The following is a 22,697-nucleotide window of genomic DNA, read 5'->3' on the forward strand; positions in this document are numbered from 1 at the left end:
CCGGAGCAAGACATGAACGCATTCGATTTCCATACCCTGCGCCGCACTGCCGCGCTGAGCGCAAGTCTGCTGGTGCTGGCAGGCTGCTCGGTCATGCAGACCTACGAACGCCCGGCGGTCGATACGCCGCAGGCCTTCAAGGAAGCGCCGGCCGGCAACAAGGACTGGAAGCCGGCCCGGCCGTCGGAAGAACTGGCGCGCGGCGAGTGGTGGACGGTGTTCGGCGACGGTCGCCTGAACACGCTGGTCGCGCAGGCGATGGACGCCAACCAGGACCTGAAGGCCGCGGCAGCGCGCCTCGCCCAGTCGCGTGCCCTGGTGCGCGATGCCCGCTCGCAGCAGTCGCCGCAGGTCGGCGCCGGTTTCGGCCCGACCAGGCAACGGCAGTCACCAGCGGCTCAGGGGCTCGACGACAGCGCGGACGGTCGCGCCCTCACGCTGTGGCGCGCGCAGGCCACCGTCGCCTACGAGGTCGACCTGTTCGGCCGCGTCGCCGCCGGCATCGATGCAGCCAGCGCCACCGCGCAGCAGCGCGAGGCGCTGTTCCGCTCGCTGCAGCTCGCGCTGCAGGCCGACGTCGCGCAGACCTACTTCCTGATCCGCGAGCTGGACGCCGAACAGGCGCTCTACACCGGCACCGTTCAGCTACGCACCGAAGCGCTGCATCTGGTGCAGCGCCGCTTCGACGAAGGCGACGTGAGCGAGCTGGAACTGGCGCGCGCAAAGACCGAACTGGCGTCGGCGCAGTCCGAATCCTTCGGCGTGTCACGCCGCCGCGCCAACGCCGAACACGCGCTGGCACTGCTGCTCGGCCGCGCGCCGGCGGACTTCGCGCTCGAGCCGCAGCCGCTCGAACGGGTGACGCTCGACATCCCGCCGGGCCTGCCTTCGTCTCTGCTCGAACGACGGCCCGACATCGCCGCCGCAGAGCGCGCGATGGCCGCCGCCAACGCCCGCGTCGGCATCGCGCAGGCGGCCTGGTTTCCGCGTCTGAACCTGACCGGCGCGCTCGGCTACGAGTCGTCCGAACTGGGCAATCTGTTCCAGTGGAGCACGCGCAGCTTCGTGCTCGGGCCGCTGGTCGGCACCGCGCTGACGCTGCCGATCTTCGACGGCGGCGCGCGCGAAGCCGGGCTGGAACGCGCCCGCGCCGTCTACGACGAAGAAGTCGCCGCCTACCGGCAGACGGTGCTGTCCGCCTTCCGCGAAGTCGAGGACAACCTGGCCGGCCTGCGCATCCTGGCGGAACAGACGCGCACGCAGGACGAGGCGGTACGCGCCGCCGCGCGTGCCGCCGAGCTGTCGCAGATCCAGTACCGCGAAGGATCGGTCAGCCAGCTCGACGTGATCGATGCCGACCGCAGCGTGCTGCTGCAGCGGCGTGTCGCCTCGCAGCTCGAAGGCGAACGCGCGCGCGCCGCGGTCGGTCTCATCCGTGCATTGGGCGGCGGCTGGGACAGCCGCATGCCCGCAGACATTTCCGACGCAGGGCCGGACCAGCCCCTGCACGCCCGCAATCCCTGAGGAGCTAGAGCATGAACACGCAACAGAAAGTCGCCTTCATCACCGGTGGCAACCGTGGCATCGGCCTCGAAACCGCGCGCGGTCTCGGCCGCCTCGGCATCGAAGTGGTGATCGGCGTGCGCGATCCGGAGAAGGGCGAAGAAGCCGTCGCCGCCCTGCGCAACGAAGGCATCACCGCCTCGGCCATCGGCTTCGACGCGACCAAGCCGTCGACCTTCCAGGCGGTGTACGACCACTTCGCCAGCCAGTACGGCCGGCTCGACATCCTGGTGAACAACGCCGGCATCGCGCTCGGCGATTTCTTCGCGCCGAACGCCAGCACGGTGTCGCAGGACGTCCTGCGCCGCACCTTCGACGTGAACTTCTTCGCGGTGATCGAACTGACGCAGATCCTGCTGCCGCTGATCCGCCAGGCACCGGCCGGCCGCATCGTGAACCTGTCGTCCATCCTCGGTTCGCTCGGCACGCACTGCGCGCCGGACTCGCCGATCGCGCCGGCCAAGGAAGTGGCCTACAACGCGTCGAAGACTGCCCTGAACGCCTACACCGTGCATCTGGCCGCCGAACTGGCCGACACGCCGATCAAGGTGAACTCGGCTCACCCGGGCTGGGTGAAGACCGACATGGGCGGCCCGAACGCGCCGATGGACATCGCCGACGGCGGCAAGACCAGCGTGCAGCTGGCGACGCTGCCGGCCGACGGCCCGAGCGGCGGTTTCTTCCACATGGGCGAAGCGCTGCCCTGGTAAGCCACCGGCGCGCGGCAACTGTGCTGCCGCGCGCCGCGTAACACTTGTGCGCTGCGGCTCGCCTGACGGCGAGCCGCGCGCTAGATTCGGCGCTCCTGCACATCAACGGAGCCCGTCTTGAGCCGTCCTGCCATTCTCGTCGCCCGCTATGTCCTGCCTGAACTGATCGACCGTCTGTCGCAGCATTTCGACGTCGACGCCAACCAGGAAGACAGAGTGCTCACGCAGCCCGAACTGATCGCGCGGCTGCAGGGCAAAGCCGGCGTCTTCATCACCGCCAACGAGAAGATCGACGCCACGCTGCTCGACGCCTGCCCCGGCCTGCGTGCGGTGTGCACGATGGCGGTGGGTTACAACAATATCGACGTTGCTGCCTGCACGGCGCGCGGCATCCTCGTCAGCAACACGCCGGACGTGCTGACCGAATCGACCGCCGACTTCGGCTTCGCGCTGATGATGGCGGCCGCCCGCCGCGTCACCGAAAGCGAGCGCTTCCTGCGCGACGGCCGGTGGACGCACTGGACCTACACGCTGATGAATGGCGTCGACGTGCATGGCAAGACGCTGGGCATCTTCGGCATGGGCCGCATCGGCCAGGCCATCGCCCGCCGCGGCGCCTTCGGCTTCGGCATGAAGGTGATCTATCACAACCGCAGCCCGCTCCCGGCCGCCATCGAAACCCCGCTCGGCGCACGCTGGGTGGACAAGAACACGCTGCTGCGCGAAGCCGATCATCTGTTACTGGTCGTGCCCTATTCACCGGCCGTGCACCACGCCATCGGCGCCGACGAACTGGCGCTGATGAAGCCGACTGCCACGCTGACCAATATCGCGCGCGGCGGCGTGGTCGACGATGCGGCGCTGGTCGAGGCGCTGCGCGCGGGCCGCATCGGCGCCGCCGCGCTCGACGTGTATGAGGGCGAACCGAAGCTGAATCCGGGCCTGCTCGAAGTCCCCAACATCGTGCTGACGCCGCACATCGCCAGCGCCACCGGCGCCACCCGCAAGGCCATGGCCGACCTCGCCGCCGACAACCTGATCGCCGCGCTGACCGGCGGCACGCCGCCGACGCCGGTCAGGCTCTGAGCACGACCGCTGCCGGGTCCGAACCGGCCGTGCACTGCTGTCGCGCGTCAACCTCAGCCAGGAATTCGAGCACCCAGCGGTCGACGCGCGGCAGGCAGCCGGCCAGCGAGTCCTGCAGTGAATCGAGTTCGAAGTAGTCCGGCTCGTGCAGATAGGGGTGGGTCATCGCGCCCACGTCCGCCGCGTCGTGACTCAGATCGACGACACGATGATCGATGTAGTTGTACTGGTGCTGGAAGTGGCCTCGCAGCGAACCGCCGAAAACGCGGTTCATGAACAGCGAGCCGTAGCGGCATGAACCGGACAGGTCGACGGGCACCACCACATTGCGTTCGACCGCCAGCTCGCACCACTTGCGGAACACGAAATCCTTGGCGTGGGAGAAATGCGCGCCGGTACAGGCGAGTTGCGCGACGTGACAGGCGTTCCAGTCGGCATGCATGGTGAGCCCGGGGCGATGACGGTCAGTCACCGTAGCACGCCGTCGAGCGTGTGCGACGGCGTGCGGTCGGGGTCGGAAGAAGGCGCGTACGCACCGGTCTCCATACCTCCCTGCTGGAGGGGTCTTCTGACCCCCAAACCAGCCTGTATCAACGCCGACGGCCCGCAACAGCCCCGTCGCGGCCAAGGCCGCTCCCACAGGGAGTACGCCCGACCCCTGGCCGGTGCCGGAGCGGCTGTGTGGGAGGGGTCTTCCGACCCCGACAGCGCATCGAAGCGGACCGCGCCGACGCAGGATATCTGCCCGGCTTGAAACCACCGCCGCTGCCCCGATCTGCAAACGATGACTCCGCTCACCTCCACCCTCGCACTGGCGGCACTGATCGCGGTACTGCTGTCTGCCGCACTGTGGCTGTTCGCCGATCCGCTGCGTACCGCGCTGCGCCGACGCCGCATCCGGGCGCGTCCCTTCCCTGCCGAGTGGCGCCGTCTGTTGCAGCAGAACATGCCGGCCTGGCGCGCTCTGCCGCCCGACTTGCAGCAGCAGTTGCGCCGACGCATCCAGGTGTTCGTCGCCGAGAAGCGTTTCATCGGCTGCGACGGCATGGTGATCACCGACGAGGTGCGGGTGCTGATCGCGGCCCAGGCCTGTCTGCTGATACTGAACCGACCGACCGACTACTTCGCCGGGCTGCGCGAAATCCTGGTCTATCCAGGTGCCTTCGCGGTCACCCGCACCGAAACCGACGCCGTCGGCGTGCAGCACGCCTGGCGGCGCGTGCACCTCGGCGAATCGTCGTCGCGTGGCCAGGTGGTGCTGGCCTGGGACGCGGTGCTGGCCGGTGCCGCCGACGCAACCGACGGCCACAACGTCGTCATTCACGAATTCGCGCACCAGCTCGACCAGGAGAACGGCGAGGCGAACGGTGCCCCGCCATTGCGCGGCGCGGCGCGTGTCGCGCGCTGGGCGGCGGTCATGGGGACCGCCTACGCGATGCTGCACCAGCAGGTCGCGGCGCACGAGCCACCGGTGCTCGATCCCTATGGCGCATACAGCCCGGCGGAATTTTTCGCCGTCGCCACCGAAAGCTTCTTCGAGCGCCCGCAGCATCTGGCGGCGGCGCTGCCCGAGGCCTACGCCGAACTGTCGTCCTACTACCGGGTGAATCCGCTGGTGTGGTAGCTCACTGACTGCGCCTGCACGACGACACGGTTGCGCCCCTGCTGTTTGGCTTCGTACAGCGCATGGTCGGCCGCATCGATCAGCGACGACGGCTGGCCGGCCAGCTTGCCGACGAAGGCGGGTGGCGGCACGAAGGTGGCGACCCCGATGCTCACCGTCACGCAGTCGTGCGCAGTCGAACCGCCATGCGGAATGCGCAGCGAAAGCACGGCACGACAGGCCGACTGGGCCACCGCCGAGGCGTCCGACTCGCCGGTGTCCGGCAGCAGGATGGCGAACTCCTCGCCGCCGTATCGCGCCACCAGATCGGAAGCGCGCCGCGTACAGGACGCCAGCGCCTGCGCCACGCTGCGCAGGCAGTCATCGCCGCCGAGGTGACCGTGCGTGTCGTTGTAGGGCTTGAAGTGATCGACATCCAGCATCAGCAGCGACAGCGGCCGGCCGCTGCGCAGACTGCGCTGCCATTCGCGGCCCAGCGTTTCGCCGAAGACCCGGCGATTGGCGATGCCGGTCAGCGCGTCGGTCGCATTCAGGCGTTCCAGTTCCGACGCCTTCAACCTCACTCGCTCGTGCGCGCGACCCAGATGGGCATAAAGACGTCCGTTCTCGATCACCAGCGCAACCAGCACCATGCTGGCCGCCAGCAGTCCATGCACGCGCCCGACATAGAAACCGAGGTCGTAGCGCCCGGAATTGAACACGGCCACCAGCGCCACCTCCAGCAACCACGCAACCATGGTGACGATGAGCCACAGATCGAGCGCGGCGCGGGGCTTCTTGCGCCACAGCACGTACAGCGCACAGCCATTCAGAATCCATATCGCGGATACGATCCAGAACATTCTGTGGGTGTATCCGAATGTACCCATCATGATATTCGGCAGCACATTCGTGCCATATATCGCGATCACTGTCGACAGCACGGCCAACAGCAGCGTACATGAAACGTGCCGTCCCGCACTGACGAATATCGAGCGGATTGCCGAACCTTCCTTGCATTCTTTCGGCATCATCAATGAATAGCCGATCACGCACAGTGGAAATCCGATGTGCCAGAACTGGAATATCCAGGCGGTGGTCTGCTGATTCGCGCCGAGCAATCCTTCCGCCGAGAACACATCAGGATAGGTCAGCAGATGCGGCGCGATCATCGCCGAGGCATAGAGGAAACCGTCGGCCAGCAGGAACATGGCGCGCGAGCGCAGCGTGACGCCATGCCCGTAGAGCAGTACCGCAGTGACCAGATAGACGACGAACAACGCGGAGTCGTATATGGCGACGAATGCCGGAAGGTGCGGCAGCGGCATTTTCGCGTAGGGCACGCTGATTGCGAAAAGCAACAGCGAAAATATGACGACGAGACTGACCAGCCGACGCTCGCGCGGACCTGCCGCGTGCGTCGAAAGCAATTCCGGGCTGTCGTCTGTCGATACGTATGGCATTTTCTTGCCAGTTCGTTATTCCGTATCCGTCGGCTGGATCCGGGCCCGCCACCCGGCGGGCATTCATTCCCTGAATCCGATTCACGCAAGATCCGATCTGCCCCTGACCGGGCATGTCGTATCAAAATGTAAACTACTCCTTGCGATTGATTCCGCAGTAAAAATTCGTGGCTTCCGACATGCGGGGTCTCTCGCACTGCAGCACGCGCGGTCAGAACACGGCCAGTCTGCCTTCGTGCAGCGCGCTCGCCACGAGCACCGCCGGCACGCCGGCGGCGTCCAGCGCAGCGAGATCAGCCGCGTCGCGCACGCCACCGGCGGCGATCACGGCGACGTCCGGGCGCTGCGCGCGCAGGCGGTCTATCAGTGCCAGTTCCGGTCCAGCCTCCGAACCGACACGGGCCAGTTCCATCGCGATCACCCGCGCCGGCCAGAATCCCGGCGCGTGTGCCCAGTCGGCGCCGAGCGGCACGCCGCCGCGATAGTCGAGCGACAGCAGCGCCGGCACGCCCGCCGCCGACAGTTTCGCCAGTGCGTCTGGCTCGGTCAGGCTCTCGCTGCCCAGCACGGGCGTCGCGCCGGTTGCACGGTGCAGCGCCAGCGCGGCATCGGCATCGGCGAAACCACCGTCCACCCAGAACTCGACCTGCGGGTGACGTGCAGCCAGGCCGGCGATCACCGCCGCGTGATCGCGGCCCAGCCGGCGGATGGCGTCGAGGTCGGCGATATATATATGGCGGGCAGCCGTCGCCGCGACCAGCGCATCGACCACGTCGGCTGGCGCGCAGCCCTCGACCAGGCGCGAGCGCAGCGGCTGGTAAGCTTGCCGGTCGCCACGGCGCGCGTGCACGACCCGACCTTGCATCAGGTCGATCACGGGTATCAGTTCAGGCACAGAAAACCTTATATGAATCAACGAATTTTCGTGTTCGAGTTTATCACCGGCGGCGGTCTGGCCGGCCAGCCGCTGCCCGGCTCGCTCGCGCGCGAAGGCCGCCTGATGCGCGATGCGCTGCTGCGCGACGCCGCCGATATCACCGGCGCCGAACTGGTGACGCTGCACGACGCCCGGCTCGAAGCGCCGCTGCCTGACTCGATTGCAGTGGCCAACGAGGCCGGCGCGTTCGACACGGCCTTCGACGCCGCACTGGCCGCTGCCGACGCGGCGCTCATCGTCGCGCCGGAAACCGGCGATCTGCTGGCCACGCTGGCGGCCCGCGTCGAAGCGAGCGGCAGCCGCCTGCTCGGCTGCGACGCCGCGAGTTGCCGTGTCGCCACGTCGAAATCGCGCACCGCGCGCGTGCTGGCCGAGGCCGGCGTCGCCGTGCTGCCGCACTACAGCGACGCCGATGCGCTGCCGGACATTCTCGGCGCGTGGGCAGTGAAGCCGGACGACGGCGCCGGGTGCGACGGCCTTCAGCGCCTGGTCGACCGTGCCACCGCCGCGCGCGCATTGCGCGCCGCCGGGCCGGATCACATCGCCCAGCCCTGGCTGGACGGCGAAGCGCGCAGCATGAACCTGCTGTGCGCGCGCGGCCGCGCCGCCCTGCTGTCGGTGAACCGGCAAGTGCTCGAACACGGCGGCGAACGCGTGCGCCTCGCCGCGCTCGCCGTCGGCGCCGTCGACGCCACGCCACAGCACGCTGCGCTCGCACAGCGCATCGCCGCCGCCGTGCCCGGCCTGCTCGGGCCGGTCGGCGTCGATTTCATCGAAACGGAAGACGGGCCGGTGGTGGTCGAAATCAATCCGCGCATGAGTACCTCGGCCTGCGCGCTGCGCGCGGCGACCGGCCTCAATCTGGTCGCCGCCACACTGAGCGCGGCACGCGACGGCACGCTGCCGTCGACCGACGCTCCGCGTCCGCACACCCTGACCCTTGAAGCCCATGACGAAACCGTCTGACGCCGCGCTGATCGGCTGGGACATCGGCGGCGCTCACGTGAAGGCCGCGCGCATCGACGGCGGCCGGGTGAGCGGCGTGGTGCAGGTGGCCTGCCCGCTGTGGCAGGGGCTGGACAAGCTCGACGCCGCCGTGGCCGAAGCGCTGGCCGCGCTGGGCGCCGCGCCGCGTCACGCGATCACGATGACCGGCGAAATGACCGACCTGTTCGACGCCCGCGCCGACGGCGTGGCCGGCATCGCGCAGCGCATGCGCTCTGCACTGGCTGGCGACATCGCGCTGTACGCCGGTCGCGCCGGCTGGGCGGAGGTCGATGACGCGCGCGTGCGCGCCGACGACATCGCCTCGGCCAACTGGCTCGCCACCGGAGCGTGGATCGCCACCCGTCTGCCGCAGGCGCTGCTGGCCGACGTCGGCAGCACCACCAGCGACCTCATCGTCATCGATGGCGGCGTGGCGACGACCAGCCGCTCCGACGCCGACCGGCTGATCAGCGGCGAGCTGGTCTACGCCGGCGTCGTGCGCACACCGCTGATGGCGCTGGCGCCGGCTATCGACTTCAAAGGCAGGCGCCACCGGCTGATGGCCGAGTACTTCGCCACGACGGCAGACGTATGGCGCCTACTCGATGAACTGCCTGAGCACGCCGACCAGTATCCGGCGGCCGACGGCGGCGCCAAGACGGCCGAAGCCAGCGCCCGCCGGCTGGCGCGCATGATAGGTCGCGATCTCGCCGAAGGCTCGATGGACGACTGGCGCGCACTCGCATCGGCTTTCGCCGATGCACAGCTGGGCGCCCTGATCGACGCCTGCCGCGCCCTGCCCGGCATCGCCGCACTCGCACCCGACGCACCGGTGGTCTGCGCCGGCGCTGGCCGCTTCGTCGCCGCCCGTCTCGCCCGCGCGCTCGGTCGCCCGGCCGTCACGCTGGGTGAGCTGCTGGCCGATCTCGCGCCCGACTGCGCGGACGAAGCCACCACCTGCGCGCCCGCGGTCGCCGTGGCGCTGCTGGCCGAGGGTGGGCGATGAAGCCGTCCGCCGTCATCCATCTGGTCGGTGTCGTCGCCTTCGGCCTGCTTTACGTGCTGTTCAACACGCTGACCGGCGGCGGTGCGCGGATGCTCGCATTGGCCATCCTCTATCTGCTGGCGCTGCGCCTGCTCGGCCAGGTGCTGGACCGCCGCATCGACCGCCACCACAAGCCGTGACCCGCGCGCCTCTGGTAATCAAGCTCGGCGGCAGCCTGCTGTCCGACCCGCGTGACGGACGACTGCAACGCTGGTGCGAGCGACTGGCCGGAGACGCTGCGGGCAGCGCCGTCATCGTGCCGGGCGGCGGGCCGTATGCCGATGCCGTACGCGACGCCCAGACGCACTGGCGCTTTTCCGATGACGTGGCGCACCGCATGGCGCTGCGCGCGATGGACCAGTGCGGGCTCATGCTGTGCGATCTGTTCCCGGCACTGGTCGCCTGTGAGGACATCGACGCGCTGGCCGGGCACTGCACCGCCGGCCGCACGCCGGTGTGGCTGCCCTCCCGCCAGCTCGATTTCAGTACCGACATCCCGCGCGACTGGACGGTCACCTCCGACAGCATCGCCGTCTGGCTGGCTGCCCGCATCGGCAGCCCGTCCGTGCTGCTGGTGAAGTCCTGTGCCCTGCCGGAAGGCGATCTCCCGGCACTGGCCGCACAAGGCATCATCGACCCGCATCTGCCGCAGATCGCGGCCCGGACGAACATCGAGGTTCGCCTCGCCCACGCCGACTCGCCGTTCTAGTTCGACCTCAAGGTCAGGGTCAGAAGGGCCCCTCTCAATACCGTGGTTCCGGCCGCGGGTCTGGCGCCCGACCAGGTGGGAGCGGCCTTGGCCGCGACGGGGCTGCTGCGGTCCGCCGGCTTCGACGCAGGCCGCTGTCGGGGTCAAGCCCCCTCCCACAGAACCCTGCCCGGGCGCCGGCTGCGGATCGGGCACCTCCCTTGTGGGAGCGACCACGGGAACATTTCGATCGCGCACGTGCCGCATGGGTGGCCGATGCGAAATCGAACGTCCTTTCAGTCCTCGTCCCCCTGTCGCACTGCAACTTGGATGATTTTTTAGACTTGATCTAAATATAAAGAAAATAACGATCCGGGCACCGCGGTCGGCGACGCAGAATCCGTTCTGCACGATCGACACGACATGACGGTCGGGCACCCGGAAAAACAGAGCATGAAGAGCTGAAGGCGGGGCATTGCTCCCCCCGCACCTTGGTGGCACCACGAACTGCCCGCGACAAGTTGTTCCGGGCGCTTACCTGACCCCGGCGGGAAGCACTGCGCCGGCGTCCCGAAACACGAGGAGAGCGATATGAACACGAGAGATCCCAATGCGATCGGCAAATGCCCGGTGATGCATGGCGGTGCGACCACCGGCAGCATCAACGTGATGGAGTGGTGGCCCGAGGCGCTGAACCTGGACATCCTGCACCAGCACGACCGCAAGACCAATCCGATGGGCGAAGGCTTCAACTACCGGGAAGAGGTGAAGAAGCTCGATTTCGACGCGCTGCGCAAGGACGTGACCGCGCTGATGACCGACAGCCAGGACTGGTGGCCGGCCGACTGGGGTCACTACGGCGGCCTGATGATACGCATGGCCTGGCACGCGGCCGGCACCTATCGCACCGCCGATGGCCGCGGCGGCGGCGGCACCGGCAACCAGCGCTTCGCTCCGCTCAATTCCTGGCCTGACAACGGCAACCTCGACAAGGCCCGCCGCCTGCTGTGGCCGATCAAGAAGAAGTACGGCAACAAGCTGTCCTGGGCCGACCTCATTCTGTATGCAGGCACCGTGGCCTACGAGTCGATGGGCCTCAAGACCTATGGCTTCGCCTTCGGTCGCGAGGACATCTGGCACCCGGAAAAGGACATCTACTGGGGCTCGGAAAAGGAATGGCTGGCCAAGTCGGACAACCCGCACAGCCGCTATTCGGGCGAGCGTGACCTCGACAACCCGCTGGCCGCGGTGATGATGGGCCTGATCTACGTGAACCCGGAAGGCGTGGACGGCCAACCCGACCCGTTGAAGACCGCCCACGACGTGCGCGTCACCTTCGCCCGCATGGCGATGGACGACGAGGAAACCGTGGCGCTGACCGCCGGTGGCCACACGGTCGGCAAGGCGCACGGCAACGGTGACGCGGCGCTGCTCGGCCCCGCACCCGAAGGCGCGCCGATCGAGGAACAGGGTTTCGGCTGGATGAACCACAGTACGCGCGGCGTCGGCAACCAGGCGGTCACCAGCGGCCTCGAAGGCGCCTGGACCACGAACCCGACCAAGTGGGACGACGGCTACTTCAAGTTGTTGCTCGGCTATGAGTGGGAACTGAAGAAGAGCCCGGCCGGCGCCTGGCAGTGGGAGCCGGTGGGCATCCGCGAAGAGGACAAGCCGGTCGACGCCGAGAACCCCACGGTGCGTCACAACCCCATCATGACCGACGCCGACATGGCGATGAAGATGGACCCGGCCTACCGGAAGATTTCCGAGCGCTTCCACGCCGACCCGGCCTACTTCAGCGAAGTGTTCGCCCGCGCCTGGTTCAAGCTCACCCACCGCGACATGGGGCCGAAGGCGCGCTACATCGGCCCGCAGGTGCCGTCCGAAGACCTGATCTGGCAGGACCCGGTGCCCGCCGGTCGCACCGACTACGACGTGGCCGCAGTGAAGGCGAGGATCGCCGCCGCCGGCCTGAGCATCGGCGACATGGTCGCCACCGCCTGGGACAGCGCGCGCACCTTCCGCGGCTCCGATTTCCGCGGCGGTGCCAACGGCGCCCGCATCCGCCTCGCGCCGCAGAAGGACTGGGAAGCCAATGAACCGGCCCGCCTGGCCCGGGTACTGCCGGTGTACGAACGCATCGCCTCCGACACCGGCGCCAGCGTCGCCGACGTCATCGTGCTGGCCGGCAACGTCGGTGTCGAACTGGCGATCAAGGCGGCCGGCATCAAGGTCGACGTGCCCTTCGCGCCGGGCCGCGGCGACGCCACGCAGGCGCAGACCGACGTCGAATCCTTCGAAGTGCTGGAGCCGGCCGCCGATGGCTACCGCAACTGGCAACCGCGCGACTACGTGGTGAAGCCGGAAGAACTGCTGCTCGACCGCACCCAGCTCATGGGCCTCACCGCCCCGGAAATGACCGCACTGATCGGCGGTCTGCGCGTGCTGGGCGCCAATCACGGCGGCAGCCCGCACGGCGTATTCACCGACCGCGTCGGCACGCTGACGAACGACTTCTTCGTCAATCTGACCGACATGAGCTACCGCTGGAAGCCGGCCGGCAGCAATCTTTACGAGATCGTCGACCGCAAGAGCGGTCAGGTGAAATGGACGGCCACCCGCCTCGATCTGGTGTTCGGTTCGAACTCCATCCTGCGCGCCTACGCCGAGGTCTATGCGCAGGACGACAACAGGGAGAAGTTCGTCCGCGACTTCGTCGCCGCCTGGACCAAGGTGATGAACGCCGACCGCTACGACCTCGTCTGAAGTCGTCCGGCCGGCATGAAAAAGGCCCGCCTCCGCATCCGCGGGGCGGGCCTTTTTTCTTGATCAGCATCGAAGCTGGTGGCCTGCCACCGCCCTGTCGCGGCCAAGGCCGCTCACACAAGGGGTGCCCGATTCGCGGGCTGAGCCAGTGCCGGGCTTCTGTGGGAGGGGTCTTCTGACCCCGACAGCGACCTGCATCGAAGCCTGCGGACAGCGACGGCCGCATCGCGGCCAAGGCCGCTCCCACAAGGATCACGCCCGACCTGCGGCCGGAGCCGGGCTTCTGTGGGAGGGGTCTTCTGACCCCGACAGCGACCTGCATCGAAGCCTGCGAACAGCGACGGCCGCATCGCGGCCAAGGCCGCTCCCACAGTTATCGCGCCCGACCTGCGGCCGGAGCGGGGTTTCTTTGGGAGGGGTCTTCTGACCCCGACAGCGGCCAGCATCGAAGCCTGCGGACAGCGACGGCCGCATCGCGGCTAAGGCCGCTCTCACAAGAAACGCTCCCTGATCGCTGCCGCGGCCGGGCTTCTGTGGGAGGGGTCTTCTGACCCCGACAGCGGCCAGCATCGAAGCCCGCGGACAGCGACGGCCGCATCGCGGCCAAGGCCGCTCCCACAAGAAACGCTCCCTGATCGCTGCCGTGGCCGGGGTTGTGTGGGAGCGAGCTTGCTCGCGATTGCAGCCTGAAGCGAAGCGTGCGGCCCGCATCCGCAGCATCGCGGCCAAGGCCCCTCACACGGAAGAAACCCGCCCTACCCCTGCATCGCCCCGCGCCGCAGCGCGGCGAATACCTGTTCGATCTCCGGCAACAGCCCGGCGAATCGCTCGCGTGTCGGCGCCGGGCGCTGACTCACGTGACACACGGGATCGTCGTACAACTCGGTCGCGCCGCCCGCCAGCACGTTTGCGCTGAACACCAGATCCGACAGCGTGCGCGGCATGCCGGTGCGGGCGCGCGGCTGTTCGTGGTCGCGCATCGCCTCGATCAGCACCTCGGGCACGCCGAGCGACTGCAGCAGCGATTCGCCCACGCTTTCGTGCCACTCCAGGATGAGAGTGCTCATGTCCTGCACATCGAGCGCCGCCGACGGACGCCGCGCCAGACGATCCAGCAGATAGAAGGCGCCGATGTCGTGCAGCAGCCCGGCCGTCATCGCCTCGTCCGGATCGAGCGAGGTCAGCCGGCGCGCCAGCACATAGGCACCGGCGGCAGTGCGCAGCGTGTGCAGCCACAGCCGGCGCGACATCTCATCGACGTGCGAAAGCTGGCGCGCACAGCCGATCTGCCCACAGGACACCGCACGCGCCACGCGCTGCGCCCGGTCCGCGCCCAGCCTAGCCAGCGCATCGCGCACGCCGGTGACCGGCTCGGCGCGCCGCCCACGGTTGGCGCGCCGCAACAGCCGTGCGCACAGCAGTGGATCGACGCGCGCTGCAGCGGCCAGATGCGGCGTCGTCACCTCGGGCGTGCGCAGCGTCTGACGTACACACAGCAGCGCATCGAAACAGACGGGAAAGATCACCCCCGGCCGCAGATCGCGCGCCAGGTCGGCCAGCAGATCGAAGGAGCGGAAGCTGTCGTCCGCCGGCAGCGCCACAAAAGCGAAATCGCGCGTGGCAACGGAGGACATCGTGACGTCGAGCGATGGATTCAATCCGTTCTCCCTGGCGGACGACGGCACAGGCCAAGCCTGCGGGCTGACCGGCACAGCAACCGGCCTCGTTCCATCCTCTACACGCGGGCGACGCAAGCGGATGCATTCGCGGGCTCGCCCTCCGCGTTCAGGACATGAGTGCATCATCCGCCTGAACGATCCACGTCACCTGACAACTATGTGGCACTTCGCCACCACACGGGAGCCAATCACCTTCAAAACAAAAAGGGCCTTGAAACATCAAGGCCCTTTCGTCATGGCAGCGAGTGCGCTCAGCTGTGCTTGTAGTGCTTGCGCAGCGGCTTCACCACTTCCCACATCGACTTCATGCCCTTCGGAAACACGACGAAGTCGCCGGCCTTGATCACCACCTTGTCGCCGCCCTGCGGCGTCACGTGGATCTCGCCTTCGAGCAGGTAGGCGCTTTCGGTCATCGAGAAGTCGAGCGGGAACTTCGATACTTCCTTTTCCCAGATCGACCAGCTGGACACGCCCAGCTCCTTCAGCTTCTCTTCGGTCGGGTTGTGATCGACGACGATTTGAGTCATGGCTATTCCTTGATTGGATGGGAGGTTGAAACGAAAGGCGAGGCGGCCGATGGGTAGAGTCGGTGGCGCGAAGAACGATGGGCGGTCAGCGCAGCGTGACCGCGTCCGAGCACTGCATGCTCGCGACGTCCAGCGCGCGGGTCAAGGCGACACGGCGCGGCATCGCCGAATCGGACCACATCGTCACCGTACGCGCAGACCTTGCCCGTTGGAATGTCAGGAACGGAACACTGCCGGACGCCCGCACGAGCAGGAGCCACGCCGCCCGCCGTCGGCGGAAGCGCTCCTTCGTTCCGGCTAGATCCCCGGCGGCGCGTCAACCGTGAAGCGGACGCTGTGATGCCGCCCCGCTTCGTCCAGCACGGTCAGCCGGTGCGCACCCGCCTCGTTCAGCAGCAGCTTGCCGCCAGCGTCCGGCATCACCCTCTTCCCGTCCAGCAGCCAGTACACCGGCCCCTGCGCGCCGCGCACGGCAAGTTGCAGCGACACGTGGCGCTGGTGCGGGGCCGGGCGCAGGCGGCTGGCTTCGTTCAGACCGACGATGCGCAACGTGGCGGCAGGCGTGCCGCCGGTCGGGGCGCAGCCGGGCTGCCAGTCGGGGATGCGCTGGTCGGCAGGCAGCCAGCCGGCCAGCCAGGGTTGCAGCAGCGTGGGCCAGCGTGCGGTGTCGCGCGGCTGACCGTGGCCGCAGCCGGATACGGTACGCATGCCCGTGGCCGGATCTATCCATACGGTCAGGCGCAGGCTGCTGCCGTCGATTCGGTCCGGGCGGGTGGGCGGCACGGCACCGGCCAGTGACCAGGCGGCGCGGCGGCGGTGGCACAGCGGCGCGGGGGTGTCGGCAGCGGCCGTGCCCAAGGGCCAGCAGATGTCGACCGGCTGCACCGTGGCCGGCCGCTCACGGGACGGGATGCCCTGGCGCGGCAGTGCGGCTGCGATGTCCTTCAGCAGCGGCGCGGCGACATTGGCGCCGAAAAAGCCGGGGTTAGGCGTGCCGTCCGGTCGGCCCAGCCACACGCCCAGCGTGTAGCGGCCGGACACGCCGACCGCCCAGGCGTCGCGGAAACCGAAGCTGGTGCCGGTTTTCCAGGCCAGCGGCGCAGCGCCACCGCCCTCGACGAAGGGCCGGTCGGGGTGGCCGCCACCTTCCAGGATGTCGCGGATGATCCAGGCCGCGCCTTCGCTCATCAGCCGCGTTTCCTCGACCGGTGCGCCCGGCGTCAGCCGCGGCCTGCCGGCCAGACCGCCGGCGGCGAGCGCACGGTAACCACCGACCAGTTCTTCCAGCGTGACGCCGGCGCCGCCGAGGATGAGGCTGAGGTTGGGCTGTTCGCCGGTGGCGATGCGCGGCTTGATGCCGCCCTCCGTCAGCCGGGTGGCGAAACGCGCCGGGCCGATCTGCTCCAGCAGGTCGACCGCCGGCACGTTGAGCGATCGCTGCAGTGCCTCGGACACGCTGACCGGCCCAGAAAAGTCCGCCTGGAAGTTGCCAGGCTGGTAGCCGCCGAAGGCCTGCGGCGCGTCGATCAGCAGGCTTTCGGAATGGATGAGGCCGTCGTCCAGCGCCATCGCGTACATGAAGGGCTTGAGCGCCGAGCCGGGCGAGCGCACGCCACGCACCATGTCGACGTGAGCGCCGCGCGCGTTGTCGCTGAAATCGGCCGAGCCGGCGTAGGCGCGCACCTCCAACGTCGCCGCATCCAGCACCAGCGCAGCGATGGACACGCGCGGCGGCAGCACGCTGGCGCGGTCGGCCAGCAGGCGCTCGACCGTGGTCTGCAGTTCGCGGTCCAGCGTGCTGGCGACCCGGGTGAGGCCGGCGGCGCCGGCCTTGCGCGCGCGACTGCGCAGGCGCTCGGCGGCCAGCGGCGCCAGCCAGGCGCCCTGCAGCTTCTGGGCGATCACCGGCTCGATGCGCGCATCGGCCACCACTTCGGGCGACCAGATGCCGAAGCGCTCCAGCCGCGCCAGCACGCGGTCACGCGCAGACCTGGCCGCCTCGGGTGCGCGGTCCGGTCGCAGCCGGCTGGGCGCGCGCGGCAGCGTCGCGAGCAGCGCCGCTTCGGCGTGACTGAGATCGCGCGACGGCTTGCCCAGATAGGCACGGCTGGCCATCTCCACCCCTTCGACGATGCCACCCATCGGCGCGTGATTGAGGTAGAGCGTCAGGATGTCGTCCTTGGACAGCCGCCATTCCAGCTGCAGCGCACGCACGATCTGGCGCAGCTTGCCCGCTGGCGTGCGCGGCACCGGTTCGAGGATGCGCGCGACCTGCATGGTGAGCGTCGAGCCGCCGGACACGATGCGGCCGGTCGTGGCCCACTGCCACGCGGCGCGCGCGAGCGAGGCCGGATTGACGCCCGGGTGCCAGCGGAACCAGCGGTCTTCGTAACCCAGCAGCGCGTCGATGTAGCGCGGCGACACCTCGGCCGGCGTGACCGGATAGCGCCAGGCGCCGTCGCTGCCGGGCCAGGCGCGCAGCGGGCTGCCGTCGCGGGCCAGCACGATGAAGCCATCGTTACCGGACGGCAGCGGCGGCGGAAAAATCCGGTCGAACAGCCACAGTGCGGCCAGCAACAGCAGGATGCCGGCGACGACGCGCCGCCGCCATGCCGCGCTGACTGACTTCATTCAGATTGCGGGGGCGATGCGGGCGGCGCGGAATCCGGCGCGGGTGCCGGGTGCTCCGCCATCCAGCGCGCGAGCAGCGCCTGACCGCGCGCGAACTCGTCGTCCTCGATCAGCAGCGTGACCGCCCCGCCCTGCCGCGCGTCAGCGCTGGCTGCGGCGAGCTTGACGTGCAGCCCTTCCAGGGCGAGCACGTCGCGCAGCATGCGGGCGTCGAGGCCGTTGGCGATGGTGGCGAGGGCTTTCATTGCGGGCGTGGGGTGCCGGCGCACCGGCGGTCGAGGCCCGCAATCTAACCGATATCGGCGCGGGTCGCTCAGCGGGGGCCGGTCCCGCTTGCGACAGCCGGCTGCGGCAGCGCGAACACGTGCAGCGCATCGCCCTGCGGGAAGCCGAACAGTGCGTTGCCGCCGGCAGCCACCGCGACGTACTGGCGACCGTCGATCGCGTAGCTGACCGGCGGCGCATTGACGCCGGCGTCCACCTGCCAGGACCACAGCCGCATGCCGCTGCCGCTGTCGAAGGCAGCGAAGCTGCGCTCGCCGATGCCGGTGAAAAGCAGCCCGCCGGCCGTCGACAGCACACCACCGACCATGGGTTGATCCAGCTTCACCTGCCAGCGCAGCCGTCCCTCGTGCGCGAGGTCCACGGCCGCCAGCACGCCGCCACGCGGGCCTTCCGGCTCGCTGACCACGTAATGGAAGCGGCTGCCGTCCGGGCGCTCGGCCTCGCGCACCGTGTAGCGGGTCGGCAGGTGGATGCCGGGCACGAACAGCAGCGCCTGCTGCGGGTCGAGCGCCGAGGGCGACCAGCTGGCGCCGCCGGCGATGCCCGGCGCGATCACCACACCCTCGGCGCTGGGCGCGGCAAACAGGTTCTGCTGCGGCACGAAGGCTTCGGAACGGAACAGCAGTCGACCGTCGCGCCGGTCGTGTACGTAGACCCAGCCCAGCTTGCTCGGCTGCGCCAGCGCCGGGATGCGCTCGCCGCCCCGCTGCAGCTCGAACAGCACCGGCGGGCTGGCGACGTCATAGCCCCAACGGTCGTGCGGCACCTGCTGGTGGTGCCAGACGCGGCGACCGGTGCGCAGGTCGAGCGCGACCAGCGAAGCGGTGTAGAGGTTGTCGCCAGGGCGTGAACCGTCGGCCATCTGCGGCGAGGGGTTGCCGGTGCCGAAGAAGATCAGCCCGCGTTCGGCGTCGATGGCCGGCGTCGCCCACAGCGAGCCGCCGCCGTGGCGCCAGGCCCCGCCCTCGCGGGCGAGCGCCGCGCGTTCGGCCGGCAGGTCGCGGCCCAGATCCAGGCCGTCCGGTGTATGGGCGACGAAATCACCCTCCCAGCCAGGGCCGGTCACCTCGAACTGCCACACGCGCCGACCGCTGGCGGCGTCGAAGGCAGCCAGCACGCCGGGCCGCCCGTACTGCCCCGGCAGCCCGACCACCGCGTTCTCCGGGTGCAGGCCGTAGCCGACACCGGTGATGCCGACGATAACCAGATCGCCGGCCACCTGCGGCGCCATCGCGATGCCGACACCGGTCGAGCCCTGGGTTTCGCGCCGGCTCAGCGGGTCGCTGTCCGGCAGCTGCGCCGCCTGCTCGGTCACCGGCGCTGCGTCGGCCACCGCCACGTTCCACAGCGGCTGGCCCGTGCGCGCGTCGAGCGCGATCAGGCGGGCGTCGACGGTGCCGACGAAGACGCGGCCGTTGCGCACTGCCACGCCGCGATTGGCCGGACCGCAGCACAGCCTGCCGGCCGCACGCGGGTGCTCGTAACGCCATAGCTCGCGACCGCTGCGTGCGTCGAGCGCAGCAACGTGGCTGAAGGGCAGCGACACATACAGCGTGTCGCCAACCACGATGGGCGTGGCCTGGAAGGTCGCCTTGACGCCGCTGCGCCAGGTCCAGGCCGGTTCGAGCGTCGCCACGTTGTCGCGGTTGATCTGCTCCAGCCGCGCGTACCGCTGACCGCCGGTGTCGTTGCCATGCAACGGCCAGCCGGTGTTGCCGCCCTCGCCATACGCGGCGGTCGTCACCAGCGTCAGCGTGGCCAGCAGATGGCCGGCGTACCGGCGCATTCCGTACTTCCTGATCATTCATCCATCTCCGTCATCGATGCCGAAGGGATGGTAGGCCGGGAGTACCCGCCTCCAGGCAGGCAATTTGCCGCCGTCATGCGTGGCAGCGTCCCCGCGCGGACGAAGGTCGGCGCCCCCTCAGGGACGGACGAGCAGGTGCTCGATGGTGCCGGCCGGTGGTTGGCGATGGATGCGCAGCAGCACGGCGGCCACCGGCCCCTCGGTGTCGACGGCTACACGCCTGTATCCGCGCATGACGCAGTCGTCGCGCGCGCTCTCACCGGGCTGCAGCACGCCGTTCAGGCTGCGGTAATGCAGTCGTCCGTCGGCCAGCCAGCCCGGCTGCACGAGGTCGCGCGACAGCGGCACCGGCAGGTCGAAGCCGTCGTTGCGCCAGGCGACAACGAAATCCTGCGCCGGCGCAGCGGCGGGTGCGACCTTGACACCGCTCTGCCACGCCTTGCCCGCCGTGTCGCGCCAGTAGATGCGCAGCGGCGGCGGTTCGCTGCCGTCGGCCCAGGCCAGATGCAGGTCGTCGCCGTTGCGGCACAGCCAGGGATGCATCTGCGTGGCGGTGTCGGCCCACAGCCCGCCGTGCAGGGCCTCGATGCGCTCGACCTGCACGCCGGGCGGCGCGATCAGCGACTGTGCAGAGAGCACTCCTGCGTCACCCAGACGGAAGCGCTGGGCCGCGTCGGCGCGATGCGGCAACGGCATTTCGGGACGCGAGGCGCGGGCGGCGGCGTCGAACTGGCGCGAAATCATGAATACCGGCGTCTGCAGCGCGGTGAATACCGCCGGCGGACACAGCAGCAGCATCAGGCCGCTGCCGGCGATCCACGCCGATTCGCCGCGCGACAAGCGCGGCGAGGCGAGCCAGCCGGCCAGCAGATGCATGCCAAACCACAGCAGCGGCGCGACGACGAGCAGCAGCAGGTAGAACACCGCCAGCCCCTCCATGCCGGACACCGCGCGCGCCGGCCCGAGCACTGCCGCTACGACGACCGCCAGCGCCGGCAGCGAAGCCAGCCGCACCACCCACCACGACGCGCCCTTGCCGCGCGCCGCGAACATGCGTCGCTCCAGCCGCAGCACGGCCAGGGCAGCAATCAGCAATGCGAGCGCGACGGCCGCCCACAGCGCGCGGGCGAGCGGTGGCTGGGTGGCGAAGATTTCAGTCAGGAAGTCGGGTATCGGCATTCGGGGGCGATGAGTGCATGGGCTGCGTCCATCCGATAACGGCCACCCATGCGCATTCTCAAGCCGGCCGGGCCGATGCCGATAGCACAACAGTTCCGTATGCCGACGAAGGACAACATCAATGAACGGTGAACGAGCGACAGAACACGACTATGTGCGCCTGCTGCGCGCCTGGGTGGCGAGCGTGAAGCAGCGCTTCCGCCTCGATCCGGCATGGGAGAGCGCGCTTGATCGACTGGACCGGCGCCTGACCGAGTTGCCGGCAACGGTCACCGCCTACGACGTCGGCCGGCTGTTCCACCCGCTGGAAAAGCACCGCATGGTCACCCGCGACACGCCGGGCGCCGACCGCGTTCTGCACTACCTGATCGAAGCAGGCCGCGACGGCCCGATGGAAAAATGCTCACCCGAACTGCGCGAGTGGTTCCGCAAACACTACATGTGGTCCAGCGGCAGCGTGATGATGCCGATGCAGGTGAATGAACTGAACACCCAGACCTCGGACGAGGCAATGCGGCATTACTTCGGCGGCGCCTGAGAATCAATACAGGCGCCGTGGCATCACCCGCCGCATCGCGGCCAAGGCCGCTCCCACGGGCTGTGCGCCCTATCTGCGGCCGGAGCGAGAAGTCTGTGGGAGGGGTCTTCTGATCCCAACAACCCGTCTGTATCGACGCGGGCGGAATGCCACGGCCCTGTCGCGGCGAAGGCCGCTCCCGCGGGGAATACGCGCGAAGCAGGCCGCCTACTTGCAGACCCGCATCAAGGCGTTGCGCAGCCGCGCGTCGTCGGCCAGATCGGCCGCCTTGATGTCCTTGCCGATCGCTCGGCGATAGCAGGTTTCTCGCGCGCGGATGTCGTCGTCGCTGTCGAACAGGCTGCCAAGGGTGCGGCCGCCCATGTCGGCCACCACGCGCTCGGCGGTCGCGCTGCGATCGACGCATGTGCTCAGGTCGAACTTGCGAGCGGCGATCGCCGCATCGTCCAGCTTCTTGGTGCGCTGCTGCATCGCCGTGCTGCTGTCGACGCAACTGCAGTCATAGCGCAGCAGACCGGTACGATCACCGCCTGCGTTTTGCTGGGCGCACCAGGCACGGTTCTTCGCACGCACCGGGTTGTCGCCGACGGCGGCACCCGGCAGCGCGGGAGCGTCCTGACCCACCGCGTCATTCGTGCCACCACGTCTCATCGTCGCGCCCACCGCGGCAGGCGAGCCGGTCGAGTACATGCAGCGCGCGATGTAGTCGAGATGCGAGGCGCCGGGTTCCAGGTTGTCTCGCGCCCAGTCCTCGCAGGCCGGCCGGCGCGCCTTGGCGCGTTCAGGCGAATCGTGGCCCTGCAGCGCGGCGGCACCAGTCGCGGCGGACACGCCACCGCTGTCGGCGTGACGTTTGCCTTCGCGGGCCAGGCAGTTCCACAGCGACTCGTCGCTCTCGCCTTCACGGTTGCCCCAGAAGGCGCCGGATTTTTCGCGACAGCGCTCGATGCGCTCCTGCGCGACCCAGCCGCCACCCTCGTGCGCGTCGACCATGCAGCGATGGAACAGTACGCCGTCCAGTCGTCCGCCCTTGCGGGCCTCGGCGTCGCACTGCTTGCGCGCCGACGCCGACCAGGCGTCGAAGTCGGCACGGCTGTCCGCCCACACCGGCGACGCACCCGCCAGCATGCCGATCAGGGCGGCCACAGTCACCCGATGTACCGAACGCATTCGCATCATGATGCCCTTCCTCCCGTTGCCGGC

20 protein-coding genes are annotated in these 22,697 nt (G+C 69.1%); 10 read left to right on the forward strand and 10 right to left on the reverse strand.

What is annotated here, in order from left to right; all coding sequences use genetic code 11:
• Positions 1-12 precede the first annotated feature (12 nt).
• The 3 genes from METFAM1_RS0105600 to METFAM1_RS0105610 all read left to right on the forward strand — a co-directional run bounded on the left by METFAM1_RS0105600 (position 13) and on the right by METFAM1_RS0105610 (position 3,359).
• Positions 13-1,524 carry an efflux transporter outer membrane subunit gene (locus METFAM1_RS0105600; RefSeq protein WP_019918619.1) on the forward strand — a complete coding sequence of 504 codons (1,512 nt, stop codon included), beginning with the start codon at positions 13-15 and terminating at the stop codon, positions 1,522-1,524.
• 11 nt (positions 1,525-1,535) lie between these two features.
• Positions 1,536-2,273 (forward strand): SDR family oxidoreductase, encoded by a 738-nt coding sequence (locus METFAM1_RS0105605; RefSeq protein WP_019918620.1) that lies wholly within the window; start codon positions 1,536-1,538, stop codon positions 2,271-2,273.
• Positions 2,274-2,390: 117 nt separating this feature from the next.
• Entirely contained in the window at positions 2,391-3,359 is a 969-nt protein-coding gene (locus tag METFAM1_RS0105610; protein WP_019918621.1) for a 2-hydroxyacid dehydrogenase, read from the forward strand.
• Here the strand turns inward: METFAM1_RS0105610 and METFAM1_RS0105615 are convergent.
• Positions 3,349-3,831 (reverse strand): transcriptional regulator, encoded by a 483-nt coding sequence (locus tag METFAM1_RS0105615; protein ID WP_232419655.1) that lies wholly within the window; start codon positions 3,829-3,831, stop codon positions 3,349-3,351. The genes METFAM1_RS0105610 and METFAM1_RS0105615 overlap by 11 nt on opposite strands.
• Positions 3,832-4,143: 312 nt before the next feature.
• Here METFAM1_RS0105615 and METFAM1_RS0105620 point away from each other — a divergent pair, with 312 nt between their 5' ends.
• Positions 4,144-4,983, forward strand: coding sequence for a M90 family metallopeptidase (locus tag METFAM1_RS0105620; RefSeq protein WP_019918623.1), 840 nt, complete (start codon positions 4,144-4,146; stop codon positions 4,981-4,983).
• On the opposite strand, the gene METFAM1_RS0105625 is transcribed toward METFAM1_RS0105620, so the two are convergent.
• Both METFAM1_RS0105625 and METFAM1_RS0105630 read right to left on the reverse strand, forming a co-directional pair.
• Positions 4,956-6,305, reverse strand: coding sequence for a sensor domain-containing diguanylate cyclase (locus METFAM1_RS0105625; RefSeq protein WP_232419656.1), 1,350 nt, complete (start codon positions 6,303-6,305; stop codon positions 4,956-4,958). The two genes, METFAM1_RS0105620 and METFAM1_RS0105625, sit on opposite strands and share 28 nt — an antisense overlap.
• Positions 6,306-6,636: 331 nt before the next feature.
• Positions 6,637-7,320 carry a HisA/HisF-related TIM barrel protein gene (locus METFAM1_RS0105630; protein WP_019918625.1) on the reverse strand — a complete coding sequence of 228 codons (684 nt, stop codon included), beginning with the start codon at positions 7,318-7,320 and terminating at the stop codon, positions 6,637-6,639.
• A 12-nt stretch (positions 7,321-7,332) separates the two neighbouring features.
• On the opposite strand from METFAM1_RS0105630, the gene METFAM1_RS0105635 reads away from it, so the two are divergent.
• The 5 genes from METFAM1_RS0105635 to katG all read left to right on the forward strand — a co-directional run bounded on the left by METFAM1_RS0105635 (position 7,333) and on the right by katG (position 12,848).
• Positions 7,333-8,328, forward strand: coding sequence for an ATP-grasp domain-containing protein (locus tag METFAM1_RS0105635; protein WP_019918626.1), 996 nt, complete (start codon positions 7,333-7,335; stop codon positions 8,326-8,328).
• Positions 8,312-9,355, forward strand: coding sequence for a hydantoinase/oxoprolinase family protein (locus METFAM1_RS0105640; RefSeq protein ID WP_019918627.1), 1,044 nt, complete (start codon positions 8,312-8,314; stop codon positions 9,353-9,355). The genes METFAM1_RS0105635 and METFAM1_RS0105640 overlap by 17 nt, the downstream gene beginning before the upstream one ends.
• Complete coding sequence (locus METFAM1_RS0105645; RefSeq protein ID WP_019918628.1) at positions 9,352-9,534, forward strand: hypothetical protein; 183 nt, start codon at positions 9,352-9,354, stop codon at positions 9,532-9,534. Before METFAM1_RS0105640 ends, METFAM1_RS0105645 begins: the two co-directional genes overlap by 4 nt.
• Positions 9,531-10,103, forward strand: a complete 573-nt coding sequence (locus tag METFAM1_RS0105650) for an amino acid kinase family protein (protein WP_019918629.1) — start codon at positions 9,531-9,533, stop codon at positions 10,101-10,103. The genes METFAM1_RS0105645 and METFAM1_RS0105650 overlap by 4 nt, the downstream gene beginning before the upstream one ends.
• A 570-nt stretch (positions 10,104-10,673) precedes the next feature.
• A complete protein-coding gene (katG, locus tag METFAM1_RS0105655; RefSeq protein ID WP_024300498.1) occupies positions 10,674-12,848 on the forward strand; it encodes a catalase/peroxidase HPI in 2,175 nt (724 codons plus the stop codon).
• 755 nt (positions 12,849-13,603) lie between these two features.
• On the opposite strand, the gene METFAM1_RS0105660 is transcribed toward katG, so the two are convergent.
• The 6 genes from METFAM1_RS0105660 to METFAM1_RS0105690 form a co-directional block, all read right to left on the reverse strand.
• The gene (locus METFAM1_RS0105660; protein WP_232419657.1) at positions 13,604-14,506 is read right to left on the reverse strand and encodes an HDOD domain-containing protein; all 903 of its coding nucleotides are present in this window, start codon (positions 14,504-14,506) and stop codon (positions 13,604-13,606) included.
• A 272-nt stretch (positions 14,507-14,778) separates the two neighbouring features.
• Positions 14,779-15,054, reverse strand: coding sequence for a cupin domain-containing protein (locus METFAM1_RS0105665; protein WP_019918632.1), 276 nt, complete (start codon positions 15,052-15,054; stop codon positions 14,779-14,781).
• 297 nt (positions 15,055-15,351) lie between these two features.
• Entirely contained in the window at positions 15,352-17,685 is a 2,334-nt protein-coding gene (gene pbpC, locus METFAM1_RS0105675) for a penicillin-binding protein 1C (RefSeq protein WP_019918634.1), read from the reverse strand.
• A complete protein-coding gene (locus METFAM1_RS0105680; protein ID WP_019918635.1) occupies positions 17,682-17,930 on the reverse strand; it encodes a hypothetical protein in 249 nt (82 codons plus the stop codon). The genes pbpC and METFAM1_RS0105680 overlap by 4 nt, the downstream gene beginning before the upstream one ends.
• A 68-nt stretch (positions 17,931-17,998) precedes the next feature.
• On the reverse strand, positions 17,999-19,774 hold the full coding sequence (locus tag METFAM1_RS0105685) for a pyrroloquinoline quinone-dependent dehydrogenase (protein WP_019918636.1): 1,776 nt from the start codon (positions 19,772-19,774) through the stop codon (positions 17,999-18,001).
• A gap of 120 nt (positions 19,775-19,894) precedes the next feature.
• Positions 19,895-20,956 carry a hypothetical protein gene (locus METFAM1_RS0105690; RefSeq protein WP_019918637.1) on the reverse strand — a complete coding sequence of 354 codons (1,062 nt, stop codon included), beginning with the start codon at positions 20,954-20,956 and terminating at the stop codon, positions 19,895-19,897.
• A 121-nt stretch (positions 20,957-21,077) separates the two neighbouring features.
• Here METFAM1_RS0105690 and METFAM1_RS0105695 point away from each other — a divergent pair, with 121 nt between their 5' ends.
• Positions 21,078-21,494: a hypothetical protein gene (locus tag METFAM1_RS0105695; RefSeq protein ID WP_019918638.1), complete on the forward strand. Its 417-nt coding sequence runs from the start codon at positions 21,078-21,080 to the stop codon at positions 21,492-21,494.
• Between the two features lie 207 nt (positions 21,495-21,701).
• Here the strand turns inward: METFAM1_RS0105695 and METFAM1_RS0105700 are convergent, their stop codons facing one another.
• Positions 21,702-22,673, reverse strand: a complete 972-nt coding sequence (locus tag METFAM1_RS0105700) for a hypothetical protein (RefSeq protein WP_024300499.1) — start codon at positions 22,671-22,673, stop codon at positions 21,702-21,704.
• Between the last annotated feature and the right edge of the window lie 24 nt (positions 22,674-22,697).

This window comes from Methyloversatilis discipulorum (assembly GCF_000527135.1).
Lineage (GTDB): Bacteria > Pseudomonadota > Gammaproteobacteria > Burkholderiales > Rhodocyclaceae > Methyloversatilis > Methyloversatilis discipulorum.